Source organism: Mesorhizobium sp. AD1-1, assembly GCF_020164655.1.
Taxonomy (GTDB): domain Bacteria; phylum Pseudomonadota; class Alphaproteobacteria; order Rhizobiales; family Rhizobiaceae; genus Mesorhizobium; species Mesorhizobium ciceri.
Map to the genome: position 1 here is coordinate 91,594 of NZ_JAIUGP010000021.1, position 12,056 is coordinate 103,649.

At 63.8% G+C, this 12,056-nt stretch carries 14 protein-coding genes; 3 read left to right on the forward strand and 11 right to left on the reverse strand.

Annotated features, from left to right (window positions below; genetic code table 11):
* Positions 1-40 precede the first annotated feature (40 nt).
* From LB519_RS28935 to LB519_RS28965, 7 genes are all read right to left on the reverse strand, one after another.
* Complete coding sequence (locus LB519_RS28935; protein ID WP_024501339.1) at positions 41-628, reverse strand: NAD(P)H-dependent oxidoreductase; 588 nt, start codon at positions 626-628, stop codon at positions 41-43.
* A complete protein-coding gene (locus LB519_RS28940; RefSeq protein ID WP_224621741.1) occupies positions 628-1,209 on the reverse strand; it encodes an NAD(P)H-dependent oxidoreductase in 582 nt (193 codons plus the stop codon). Before LB519_RS28940 ends, LB519_RS28935 begins: the two co-directional genes overlap by 1 nt.
* Positions 1,209-2,612 carry an FAD-binding oxidoreductase gene (locus tag LB519_RS28945; protein WP_127369199.1) on the reverse strand — a complete coding sequence of 468 codons (1,404 nt, stop codon included), beginning with the start codon at positions 2,610-2,612 and terminating at the stop codon, positions 1,209-1,211. The genes LB519_RS28940 and LB519_RS28945 overlap by 1 nt, the downstream gene beginning before the upstream one ends.
* The gene (locus LB519_RS28950) at positions 2,612-3,904 is read right to left on the reverse strand and encodes a cytosine deaminase (RefSeq protein WP_224621742.1); all 1,293 of its coding nucleotides are present in this window, start codon (positions 3,902-3,904) and stop codon (positions 2,612-2,614) included. Before LB519_RS28950 ends, LB519_RS28945 begins: the two co-directional genes overlap by 1 nt.
* Positions 3,905-4,099: 195 nt before the next feature.
* Entirely contained in the window at positions 4,100-4,951 is an 852-nt protein-coding gene (locus LB519_RS28955) for an ABC transporter permease (RefSeq protein WP_027160532.1), read from the reverse strand.
* Entirely contained in the window at positions 4,938-5,765 is an 828-nt protein-coding gene (locus LB519_RS28960) for an ABC transporter ATP-binding protein (protein ID WP_064993741.1), read from the reverse strand. Before LB519_RS28960 ends, LB519_RS28955 begins: the two co-directional genes overlap by 14 nt.
* Positions 5,766-5,776: 11 nt before the next feature.
* Positions 5,777-6,781: an ABC transporter substrate-binding protein gene (locus tag LB519_RS28965; protein WP_224621743.1), complete on the reverse strand. Its 1,005-nt coding sequence runs from the start codon at positions 6,779-6,781 to the stop codon at positions 5,777-5,779.
* Between the two features lie 264 nt (positions 6,782-7,045).
* Here LB519_RS28965 and LB519_RS28970 point away from each other — a divergent pair, with 264 nt between their 5' ends.
* Positions 7,046-7,429 (forward strand): RidA family protein, encoded by a 384-nt coding sequence (locus tag LB519_RS28970; RefSeq protein ID WP_224621744.1) that lies wholly within the window; start codon positions 7,046-7,048, stop codon positions 7,427-7,429.
* Between the two features lie 54 nt (positions 7,430-7,483).
* Entirely contained in the window at positions 7,484-8,287 is an 804-nt protein-coding gene (locus LB519_RS28975; protein ID WP_224621746.1) for a creatininase family protein, read from the forward strand.
* 103 nt (positions 8,288-8,390) lie between these two features.
* On the opposite strand, the gene LB519_RS28980 is transcribed toward LB519_RS28975, so the two are convergent.
* The gene (locus LB519_RS28980; protein WP_063168226.1) at positions 8,391-8,900 is read right to left on the reverse strand and encodes a tyrosine phosphatase family protein; all 510 of its coding nucleotides are present in this window, start codon (positions 8,898-8,900) and stop codon (positions 8,391-8,393) included.
* The gene (cobD, locus tag LB519_RS28985) at positions 8,897-9,946 is read right to left on the reverse strand and encodes a threonine-phosphate decarboxylase CobD (protein ID WP_224621747.1); all 1,050 of its coding nucleotides are present in this window, start codon (positions 9,944-9,946) and stop codon (positions 8,897-8,899) included. Before cobD ends, LB519_RS28980 begins: the two co-directional genes overlap by 4 nt.
* Here cobD and cbiB point away from each other — a divergent pair.
* Positions 9,945-10,916, forward strand: a complete 972-nt coding sequence (cbiB, locus tag LB519_RS28990; protein WP_224621749.1) for an adenosylcobinamide-phosphate synthase CbiB — start codon at positions 9,945-9,947, stop codon at positions 10,914-10,916. The genes cobD and cbiB overlap by 2 nt on opposite strands.
* Before the next feature lie 42 nt (positions 10,917-10,958).
* On the opposite strand, the gene cobO is transcribed toward cbiB, so the two are convergent.
* Together cobO and cobU are read right to left on the reverse strand one after the other, a co-directional pair.
* Complete coding sequence (gene cobO, locus LB519_RS28995) at positions 10,959-11,573, reverse strand: cob(I)yrinic acid a,c-diamide adenosyltransferase (RefSeq protein WP_013531120.1); 615 nt, start codon at positions 11,571-11,573, stop codon at positions 10,959-10,961.
* 1 nt (position 11,574) lies between these two features.
* On the reverse strand, positions 11,575-12,021 hold the full coding sequence (cobU, locus tag LB519_RS29000; RefSeq protein ID WP_224621751.1) for a bifunctional adenosylcobinamide kinase/adenosylcobinamide-phosphate guanylyltransferase: 447 nt from the start codon (positions 12,019-12,021) through the stop codon (positions 11,575-11,577).
* Positions 12,022-12,056: the final 35 nt, after the last annotated feature.

A 12,056-nucleotide genomic window follows, 5' to 3' on the forward strand; every position in this document is an offset into this window, starting at 1 on the left:
GCCTCCCCCTTTGTGGGGGAAGGAAGGGAAAGTCGCCCTCTCAAAACCTTTCCAGCTTCCCTCGCACCTTCGCCAGAAACGCCGCCCTTGTCGCCGGCGTCGAGGCATCCATCAAATAGTGCGCCAGGAAAAACGTCCGGCAGCGCGTCGCGCACAGCGCCCGCATGCCGCGCAGCAGGGTCTTGCGTCCCGGCTGGCCGACGACGACGCTCCACCAGGTCGGCGCGCCGCAGGTGGTGATGACGCCGACCTTGGTTACATGCGTCATCAGCGACTTGATCCGTCCCTTGCCGGCCGGCAGCTTGAAGGCGACGTCCGTCGCCCACACCCGGTCGAGCCAGCCCTTCAGCATCGCCGGCAGTCCGTACCACCAGGTCGGATAGACGAACAGGATCGCTTCGGCCCAGTTGAGCAGTTCGAAATGCGGCTTCAGTGCCGGGTCCTGCGGCGCCTGGTCATTGTAGGAGCGCCGCTCGTCGCAGCCCATCACCGGGTCGAATTTCTCCGCATAGAGGTCGAGCAGCCGCACCTCCCAGCCTCGTCGCATCAGCACGTCGATGGCAGTGTCGCGGATGGCGGCGCAAAAGCTCTCGGGTACCGGATGGCAGTAGACCACCAGCGCGCGCATCAGAAGGCATCCATGCTGGCCGCGACCTTGGTCGTGAAAGCCTTGCGCGAGCCGTCGGTAGACAGGTTCATCGCGTAGTGCGCGAGGTAGGTCACCGGCGCGCCCGGTTTGACGGTGGCGCGCAGCATCCGCTTGATCAGCCTGCGCGGCGGATCGCCCATCAGCAGGGCGCGGAACCGGCTGCCGCCATAGGTGGTCACCGCCGCAACCTTGCGAATGTTGTGCAGCGACGGCTGCGCCTTGCCGTCGACCAATTTGAACGACACGCCGGGCAAGAACACGCGATCGAAAAAGCCTTTCAGGATCGCTGGAAAGCCATAGTTCCAGACGGGATAGGAAAGCACCAGCGCATCGGCGCGCAGCAGGCGCTCGACATAAGGCGCGACAGCGTCGGCGGGGCCACGTGGGTTGTGGTAGTCCAGCCGCTCCTGGCGCGTCAGTCGCGGATCGAAACCCTCGGCATAGAGATCGCAGTCGTCGACCGTATGGCCCGCCGCCGTCAGGCGCTCGACGATCATCCGGTGCAGGCCGGCATTGAAGCTGGTCTCGACCGGATGGGCGTAGAGGACGAGGATGTTCATCATCCTACCTTCTGCAGCCCCTTGAACAAAAAAGTCCGCCCGGAACGGTAGTCGTAGTCCGGGTTTTCCCAGGCGATCATCTTGCCGGGGTTGAGGAGCCCTTGCGGATCGGTCTCGCGCTTGAAGGCGAGTTGCACCGCGTCGGTCTGCTTCATGCCGCCCTCTTCCAGCGTGTAGCGATGCGGGTTGAAGATCGGGCAACCGTTCGCTTCATGCAGGCGCACGATCTCGTCGAGCCGCGCCTCGGTCGTGAACTTGACCAGCGGCAGGCCGAAGCAGGTAATGTTGCCGTCCAGCCGCACGAATTCCAGATGCGAGAAAACCTCGCCCGGAAACATCGCATCCATCTTCTCGACAAGCGCCAGCTGGTTGGGAAAGGGATAGAGCGACTGCAGATAGGTGATCGAAGGGTCGACGCGCAGCGCCCTCAGCGTGGTGTGGTTCCAAGCCAATTCATAGGCCGGCGGCAGGCCTTTTTTCTCATCCGGCGTCGCCGTGGCCGCATTGTAGATCACCTCGCCGCCGGCACGCCGGGTGAAGGCAAGAAAAGCGTCCAGCCCATGCTGCGCCACCATGACGAGGCAAATGCTCTGCCCGTCGCTCAGGAATTTCTGGTGCCGCTTGAAATAGAGCTGCGGCACGGGTGCGGCGATCGGTGTGATCAGCTTGGTCAGGATGCCGTCCTGACACGCCAGCGCATTGCCATAGCGGGCCGCATCCATGAAAGCGTCGAAGCCGACAATGACGTCGATCCAGTCATAAGCCGCGGTCAGCGGCATCTCGACTTCCGATATGATGCCGTTGGTGCCGTAGGCATGGGTCACCTTGTGCAGATCCGCGCCGGTGAGCTCGAGCGCTTTCGGCTCGGCCTCCATGGTCACCACGCGCAGCCGAAGCACGTTGCCGAAATCGCGCAACCCGCCGAAATTGATCGAGCCGACGCCGCCCGAACCGCCGGCGATGAAGCCGCCAATCGAGGCTGTGTTGTAGGTGGAGGGCGATAGCCGCAGTTCCTGCCCGGAATGCGCCCGCGTTGCCTTGTCGATATCGGCCAGGATCGCCCCCGGCCCGGTCACGACGCGACCCGGAGCGATCGACTTGATCTCGTTCATCTCGGCAAGGTTGAGCACGACGCCGCCGGAGAGCGGCATCGCCTGGCCGTAATTACCGGTGCCGCTGCCGCGCGGTGTCACCGGCACGCCATGACGATGACAGGCGGCAAGCACGCGGATCAGTTCGGCCTCGTTCTTCGGCGTCACGATCAGGTCGCCGGTGACATGGTCGAGCTGCTGCTTCAGCACCGGGCTGTACCAGTAGAAGTCACGGCTCTTCTGCTGGACGATGGCCGGATTGTCGTCGACCTTCAGGCCTTCGAGATCGCGTTTGAGCGCCGAAACATCCATCATTCCACCATCAGTTCGTCGAGTTCGGCATAATCTGGCAATTGGCGGTCGATCGCCTTGCCGCCGCGCACCACGATGCGATCCGATTCGGACCGCGACAGCAATTCCGTCCAGCTTCGGCCTTTGAACACGATGAAATCAGCATCACCGCCGGCAGCCAGCGTGCCGAAGCCGTCGAGCCGCATCACCTTGGCCGGCGTCGCGGTGACCGCTTGCGGCCAGTCGGCGACCGGATGATCGAAATGCAGGATGCGCGTCGCCATGCGGTAGACCTCCAGCATGTCGAGATCGCCATAGGCATAGAAGGGATCACGCGTGTTGTCGGAAGCAACCGCCACCGGAATGCCCCTCGCCTTCATCTCGTGCAGCAGCGTCACGCCACGCCAGCGTGGCGTGGTGCCGTCGGCGCGCCGGTCCTGCAGATAGAGATTGCACATCGGCAGCGAGACGACGGCGAGCCCCGCTTTCGCCACCTTGTCCAGCGTGTCGAGCACGTCGAGATCCGGCTGGCGCGCCAGCGAGCAGCAATGGCCGACGAGGATCTTTCCTTCGAAACCGTTCCACAGAGCGGCCTCGGCGATCTTCTTCAGCGATATGGCGGAAATGTCGTTGGTCTCGTCGGCATGGAAATCGAGATCGAGGCCATGCTTGATGGCCTGCGCGAAGACGTGGTCGAGCAGCTCTTCGAGGTCCGGCGCCATATAGGTGACGACACCGAGCACGCCCTTTGCCGCGGCAACCCTCTTTGCCAGCCTGTCGAACCATTTTTTGTCGCGCACGCCTTCGATGCCGAGCAGGCAGGCGCCCTGCAACTCGATGCGGCCGCGCCATTCCTCGCGCATCGCCTCGAACACCGGCCAGGAGATTTCCTCCTGCGGCGCGACGCTGTCGATGTGGGTGCGCAGCGCCCTTGTGCCATGGGCGTAGGCGCAGCGCAGCGAGAAATCCATCCGCCGCGCCAAATCCTCGGCGCTCCAGCGTGCCACACGATCGGCACCGGCGGCATTCAGCGCGCCCATGAACGTGCCGTCGGGATTGGGCTTTCGCGGCCAGATATGGCCCTTGTCGATATGCGTGTGGCAGTCGACGAAGCACGGCAGGATTATACGGCCGCCCAGGTCGACCGCATCAGCGGATCGGCCATGCGCGGTGATGCTGGAAATCTTCCCGTCGGCCACAGCGATGTCGGCAAGCCCGAAGCCGTCAGCATCGAAGGGCGCGGAAAGGCGTGGCGTCAGTGAGCGATGAAGGCGAACATTGGCGAGATGGTAAGAGCCGGAGGTTGGTATCAAGCGTTGCCCCCCTCTGCCCTGCCGGGCATCTCCCGCTCAAGGGGGGAGATTGGCAGCGTTGGTGCCGGCTCATTTTTTTCAATGTTGGAGATCGGCGAAGATCGTGACAGCGGCCAATCTCCCCACTTGAGGGGGAGATGTCCGGCAGGACAGAGGGGGGCGCCTCGCACCAACATATCAATCACGTCACACACCCTAGCGCTCCTGCTTCAGCGCGCTTTCATGCCAGCGCCGCAAGATGAGATGCGATATCAGCGACAGCACGAGGAAGATCAAAATGCCGGTCAGCGAGATCAGGAACAGCGCCGCGAACAGCCGCGGCGCGTTGAGCCGGTAGCCGGCCTCGATGATGCGCGAGGCAAGGCCGGACGACTGGCCGGTGGTACCGGCAACGAACTCGGCCACCACGGCGCCGATCAGCGACAGGCCGCCGGCGATCTTCAACCCGCCGAGGAAATAGGGCATCGCCGCCGGCAGCCTGAGATAGCGCAATTGCTGCCATCGCGTCGCGCCGTTGAGCTTGAACATGTCGCGCAGATTGCGGTCGACGGAGTTGAGGCCGAGCGTGGTGTTGGACAGGATCGGAAAGAAGGCGACGATCCAGGCGCACAGCAGAAGCTTGGTCGTCTGGTCGTTCACATAGATGTTGATCAGCGGAAAGATCGCCACGATCGGCGTCACCTGCAGCACGATGGCGAAGGGGAAGAACGACATCTCGACCCATTTCGACTGCGCGAACAGCACCGCCAGCCCGACCCCGCCTATGACCGCCAGAGCCAAGCTGAGAAAGGTGATGCGCAAGGTGACCAGCAGCGAGGAAAACAGCAGGCCGGCATCGTTGTAGAGCGTCCACAGCACCACGCCGGGACGCGGCAGGATGTATTGCGGGATCTCGTTCCACACGCAGATGCGATCCCACAGCCAGATCGCCAGGATCATGATCGCCAGCGGCAGCACCCAGCGGCCGATCCGTTCGAACCGCGCCTGGCGCACGCGGCGTGCTTCCTCGGGGTCGAGTTCGAGCACGCGCTCGTCAATGACCGTCATAATGCGCGCCTGCTGTTGAGTTGATGGCCTTGACCAGCACGTCGGAGGCCTGACGGCACAGTGCCGCATAGTCTGGCGAGGTGCGAAACGCCTCGTCACGCGGATAGGAGGCCTCGATGGCGAGTTCGTCGAACACCCTGCCCGGCCGCGCCGCCATGACGACGACGCGGTTGGACAGGAACACGCTTTCGAAGACACTGTGGGTGACGAAGACGACGGTGAACCGTTCGTCCTGCCACAGTTCCAGGAGATCGTTGTTGAGCTTGAAGCGGGTGATCTCGTCGAGTGCCGCGAACGGTTCGTCCATCAGCAGTACGCGCGGTTTGGTCACCATGGCGCGCGCTATGGATACGCGCATCTTCATGCCGCCTGACAGTTCGCGCGGCACCGCGTTTTCGAAGCCGGTCAGGTGAACCCGCGCCAACATCTCCGTTACCGCCGGTGTCGCCTTGGCGCGCGAAATGCCTTTCAGCCGAAGCGGCAGCCAGACATTGTCGAAAACATTGGCCCAGGGCAGCAGCGTCGGCTCCTGGAAGACGAAGCCGATGTTCGAGCGGTCGAGCGAGCCGCCACCGCGCCAATCGAGCACGCCGGAAGTTGGAGTCGACAGGCCGGCGATCAGCCGCAGCGCCGTCGACTTGCCGCAACCCGACGGCCCGAGCAGGCTGACGAAATCGCCTTCCCGGATGGTCAGGTCGACGTCGCTGAGCGCCGTCACGCCGTTGGAGAACACCTTGCCGACGCCCTTCAGCGCCAGGAGCGTCGGGGCCGCACCCGACGCAGCCGGCGCTTGCGCCACTTTTTCCCTTATCATTCCGGGGCGGCCTATTTCTTCAGCTCGAGCCCGACGCCTTTGTTGATGAAGGTCAGCGTGTAGGCCTTCTTGATGTCGATGCCGGCTGGCGTGACCTTGGCCTTTACCATCTTGTCGTAGAAACTCTTGATCCGCGCGTCGGTCATGGCGCCAATGCCGAGCTTTTCGGTGTCGCCGGAATCGGCCAGGCCGAACTTCTTCATCTGCTCGATCGAGAACGCGATCTGCTCGTCGCTCATGTCGGGATTGTCTTTCTTGATCATGTCGTTGGCGGCTTTGTTGTCGCCGTAGAGATATTTGTACCAGCCCTTGGCCGAGCCATCGACGAAGCACTGGACCACCTCCGGCTTCTTGTCGATCGTGTCCTGCATCACCTCGATCGTCGTCGAATAAGTGTCCCAGCCATAGTCGGCGAGCAGGAACTGGTTCGGCACGAAGCCGCCTTCCTTCTGGACCGCGAACGGCTCTGAGGTGACGTAGCCCTGCTGGATCGACTTCTTGTTGGCGAGGAAGGGAGCGGTGTTGTAGGTGTAGGGCGCGCGTTTGGAGGCGTCGAAGCCGAGTTCGATGACCATCCACTGGAAGAAGGTCTGCACGCCCTCGTCGCCCAATATGTACTGGTCGGCGTTCTTCAGGTCCTCCCATTTGTCGAGCCCCACGCCGGGGTGGGACATGATGACCTGCGGGTCCTTCTGGAAATCCGCCGCCACCACGCGCATCGGTATGCCTTGCTGGACCGCATCGAAGGCCGACAGCAGATTGCCGCCCATGTAGAAATCGATCTTGCCGGCCAGCAGCATCGGCCGGCCGCTGACTTGCGGACCGCCCTGCATGATGGTGACGTCGAGGCCGCAGGCGGCGTAGGTGCCGTCCGCCACGGACTGGTAATATCCGCCATGTTCCGGCTCGGCCAACCAGTTCGTGCCGAAGGTGACTTTCTCATTCGCAGCCGCACCCAGCGTGCTGGCTGCAAGCAGGGCCACAACCGCCACCGAGATCTTCTGTTTTCCGTACATCGACACCACCCTCTGTTTGCTCCGGCGCGCCACGCGCCAGGCTCGACACCAAAGATTCAAGAAGCAAGACACATGCCACCGGCGTCTGGCGCCGGGACCGCCCGCTTGAAAGACGTTGCCATGCCAAGCGCGAACGGGTCATGCTGTACGGAAGGCATCGTGCCTATTTTTTGAACGGCTGTCCACAATCGCCCGGGCAACATGCACCGCCATCTTGAAGGTGTAATGAGTCCGGCTTTAGGTGGCGGCATCCAGGAGATTGCCATGTTCAAATTCCTCACCCCGAAGTCCATCAAGCCGCCCTTTGCCCGCTACAGTCACGGCGTCGAGGTGCCGGCCGGCAAGCGGCTTGTGCTGTGCTCGGGCCAGGTCGCCATCACCGCCGACGACCTGATTCCCGAAGACGCCGGAGCGCAGGCCGAACTCTGCTTTCAAAACATCGCGGCGATTCTCGGCGAAGCCGGCCTGGGTCTCGGGGATATCGTGCGCATCAACGCCTATGTCACCGACCGCGCGCATCTGCGGCCCTATATGGACGTCCGCGACCGGCTGTTTTCGAGCCCCGCGCCAGCGTCGACATTGATGATCGTTTCCGGCTTTGCCCGGCCCGAATTCAAGGTCGAAATCGAGGCCATCGCGGCGGGGTGATCGACAGGCCGCCCGTCCCGCGCTAGGTCTGCCTGAGCATTGAAGAGGCATGACATGACCGTACCCAAAAGACGCGTGTGGTGGGGCGACTACCGGACCACCGAATACGCCTCGATCGATCCCGAGGCGACCATCGCCGTGCTGCCAGTGGCGGCGATCGAGCAGCATGGGCCGCATCTGCCTGTTTCGACCGACACGTCGATCATGAACGGCATGCTCGACACGGTCATTTCGCGCCTGCCCGACGATCTCGACATCCGCATCCTGCCGGTGCAGGCCGTGGGCAAGTCCAACGAACACCTGCATGCGCCGGGCACCCTCACTCTGCCGGCAACCACGCTGATCGAAGCCTGGACCGAGCTTGGCCTGTCGATCGCGCGCGCCGGTGTGCGCAAGCTGATCGTGGTCAATTCGCATGGCGGCAACGAGGAGATCATGGGCATCGTCACGCGCGAATTGCGCGTGCGCGAAAAGATGCTGGCGGTGAAGACCAGCTGGCAGCGTTTTGGCCGTCCGGCCGGCATGTATACCGAACTGGAGGACCGTCACGGCATCCATGGCGGCGATGTCGAGACCTCGCTGATGCTGCATTTCCGGCCGGACCTCGTGGACATGGGCAAATCAGACAATTTCGTTTCCAATGTCGTCAAGGCCGAAAAGGAATTTTCGCTGCTGCGCCACACCGGCACCCACGCCTTCGCCTGGATCGCCAGCGATCTCAACCCGAACGGCGTCGTCGGCGACGCCAGCATCGCGACGGCGGAGAAGGGCCGGCTGACGGCAGAATATCAGGCCGACGGCTTCATCAGCCTGCTGCAAGATGTGCGCAAGGCGAAGCTCGCGGAGTGGTTGACGTAGCCTCCAAACCAGTGGCAAGCGCTGTCATCGCTATTCCAGATCCTCTTGAACAAACGAGGCGATGGAGGAGGCGGATCAGACGAACAACGATATGGGGGCAAAGCTAGCTGTCGATCCTCAGCGCAAAGGGCGTGCCTTCAAAGGCGTCCGCGCCGCGCCCGATCGATTCGATCGCCTCGACCATGCGGCCGTTGCGCTCAAGCAACGCATCGGCCACGGCGATCAGTCGCGGATTGGGCGTTGCCGAAGGCGACAGCGCCCGCAGCGTCCGCGCCAATTCGGCCTCGTCACGCTTCGGCGCCAGTGCTGCCGCGATGATATAGGCCGAAGCCGTCGAGCGGCTGATGCCGGCATAGCAATGCACGAGCATCGGCCTTGCCCGGTCCCACCGGCGCGCGAAATCGAGCAGATTGCGGACATGATCTTCGCCCGGCATGGTCATGCCGTCCTGCGCCACCGCGATGTCGTGCATGACCAGATGCAGGTGGTTTTCCCTCGAGATCGAGGCCGGCCGCACCACCTCCGTTCCGGCGGCGAGCAGCGAAAGCATGCGGTCGGCGCCGGTCCTGGCCACCGTTTCCTCGATCTTTGCCAGCGAGCAGACATGGATCATTGTTTTGAACCCTTCGATTGATGCTCGCGCCGCGACGCCCATTCGGCAAGTGCGGATTCGAGCCGCTGCCATTCCTCCTCACTGCCCGGCAGGCCGGCGCGCAGAACGTCAGGCCGGTCGGCAAAATGGCGAAGCAGGATGCCGCGCTCGCCCAGCGCTGCAAACAAATCGGCGGCATTGGTCAGACTGAGGAAACGATACAGTGTGGTTCCGCCCGCAACAGGAACGCCGAAGCGGCTGAAAAGCGCATCGAGACGCGCCGATTCACCGGCCAACGACGCCCGCATCACGTCCTGCCACCCGATGTCGGCAAGCGCGCGGATGCCATATTCCAGCGCCGGGCCGGCGACGGCCCATGGTCCGAACTGCGTATCCAGCCGGTCGACCGTCGCAGTATCGGAAAGTGCAAAGCCGAGCCGCAGCCCGGCCAGGCCAAAGAACTTGCCGAACGAGCGCAGCACGACGAGGCCGCCCCGACCGACATCGCCCGCGACGCTGTGCTGACGCGGGCCGACATCCATGAACGCCTCGTCGACGACCAGCAGTCCGCCCTTGGCGCGCAATCCGGCGGCCAGAGCCAGCAACCGGTCGCGCTCTATGACACGTCCATCCGGATTGTTCGGATTGACGATGATGACGAGGTCGGCGTCCGCCAACGCTTCGAAATTATCGACCTCCGCCACCTGGTGCCCGGCGATCGCGGCAGCGCGGGCATGTTCGGCGTAGGTCGGACCCAGCACCAACGCCTTGCCAGGCGAAATGAGCGACGCAACGCGCGGCAACAGGATCTGCGTGCCCGGCGCCGCCACGACGTTGGCTGGCGACGGCGCGCCGTAGGTGCTGGCCGCGATCTCTGTCAGGTCGCGCGTGCGCGCGGCTTCCGGCAACCGCGACAGCGAGGTGGCGGGCAGGTCGAAAAGCGGGTAGGAGTGCGGATTGATACCGGTCGAGAGGTCGACGAAAGGCAGCAGGGCGTTGGGGAAAAGCACCCTCGCGCGGCCAAGACTTCCACCATGGTCCACAACCGCCCCATTAAGAAGCTTCATGTCAGTCCTGATCGCTTTCCTGTCATTGGTCGTCGAATTCGCCCTCGGTTATCCCGACTGGCTGTTTCGCGCCATCGGCCATCCGGTGACGTGGTTCGGCAGGCTGATATCCTTTCTCGACCGCAGGCTCAACCGCGCCACTGATCCCGACGCGCTGCGTCGCAAGCGCGGTGTCCAGGCGCTGCTGGTCATCGTGCTGGTGCCGGCGGTGATCGGCCTCAGCGTACAGATCCTGTTCTGGTTCGTTCCCATGGGCCTGGTCATCACAGCCCTTCTGGCAACGTCGCTGCTGTCGCAGAGGAGCCTCTATGAGCATGTCGAGGCGGTGGCTGACGCCCTCGACACCGGCGGCCTTGCTTTGGCCCGCCTTGCCGTTTCGCGGATCGTCGGTCGCGACCCTGAAACGCTCGACAGGGCCGGTGTCTGCCGCGCGGCGATCGAGAGCCTGGCCGAGAACTTTTCCGACGGCATCGTCGCCCCTGCCTTCTGGACCGGCGTCGGCGGCCTGGCCGGCGGCGCCGCCTACAAGGCCGCCAACACCGCCGATTCGATGATCGGCCACCGCACCCCGCGCCACGAGGCGTTCGGCTGGGCGGCGGCGCGCTTCGACGACTGGATCAACCTGCCGGCGTCGCGGCTGACGGCGCTTCTGATCGTGCTGGCGGCATTCTTCGTCAAAGGCGCTGATGCGAAAAAAGCCTGGCATGCGGTGCGGCGCGACGCGAAAAAACATCGCTCGCCCAATGCCGGCTGGCCGGAAGCGGCGATGGCCGGTGCGCTCGGCCTGGCGCTCGCCGGGCCGCGCTTCTATGGCGGCGTGCTGGTCGACGACGTCTTCATGGGCGAAGGTGGGCGGCGTGAAGCCGACAGCCTCGACATCAGGCAGGCGCTGAAACTCTATCGCGTCGCCGACTATCTGCTGATCGCTCTGTTCGGGTTGGTTTCGGTCGTTGTCATCGTTGTGACCTAACCTCACCCTCACCCTCCCCCGTCTGGGGAGGTTGAGGAACACTCAGAACTCGATCCCCTGCTGCGCTTTCACGCCGGCGGAAAAATGATGCTTGGTCACGCTCATTTCGGTGACGAGGTCTGCGGCCTCGACCAGCGCCGGCTTGGCGTTGCGGCCGGTGACAACGACATGCAGGCCCTCGCGCCGCGCTTTTAGCGCGCCAACCACTCTGTCGAGATCGAGATAGTCGTAGCGCAGCGCAATGTTCAATTCGTCGAGCACCAGCAGGCTGATCGACGGATCGGCCATCAGTTCGAGCACCTTGGCCCAGGCGGCTTCGGCGGCAGCGATGTCGCGCTTCAGATCCTGGGTTTCCCAGGTGAACCCCTCGCCCATCGCGTGCCACACGACACGGTCGCCGAAGGCGGCGAAGGCGTCCTTCTCGCCGGTGTGCCACTTGCCCTTGATGAACTGGACGACACCGACGCGCTTGCCGTAGCCGAGCATCCGCAGCGCCAGCCCGAAGGCGGCCGTGGTCTTGCCTTTGCCCGGGCCGGTGTTGACGATCAGCAACCCCTTCTCGACCGTCTTGCTCGCCACCTCGGCATCCTGCACCGCCTTGCGCTTGGCCATCTTGGCGCGGTGGCGCTCTTCGTCCTTATTGTCGATATCGGTCATATCATTTCACCTTGAGCGGCAGCCCCGCCACCATCAGCAGCACCGTATCGGCAATCGCCGCGACCTGCTGGTTGAGCCGGCCGGCGGCATCGCGAAAGCGGCGCGCCAGTGCATTGTCCGGCACGATGCCTTGTCCGACTTCATTGGACACCACGAACCAGGGGCCGCGCGGCCGCGACAACACCTCCGCCAATCGCCGGCATTCAAGGTCCAGATCGTGTTCGGCCAGCATATGGTTGGTCAGCCACAGCGTCAGGCAGTCGACAAGCACCGGCCGATCGTCCGGCAAGGCGGCAAGCGCGCCGGCGAGATCGAGCGGTGCGTCGATGGTCGTCCAGCCTTCGCCGCGCCGCGACCGGTGCAACGCGATGCGCTCACGCATCTCGTCATCATAGGCTTGCGCCGTGGCGATATAGGTCCAGGGCGGCGGCAAGGCGGTCGCCAAAATTTCGGCGTGGGGGGGGGGGGGGGGGGGGGGGGCGG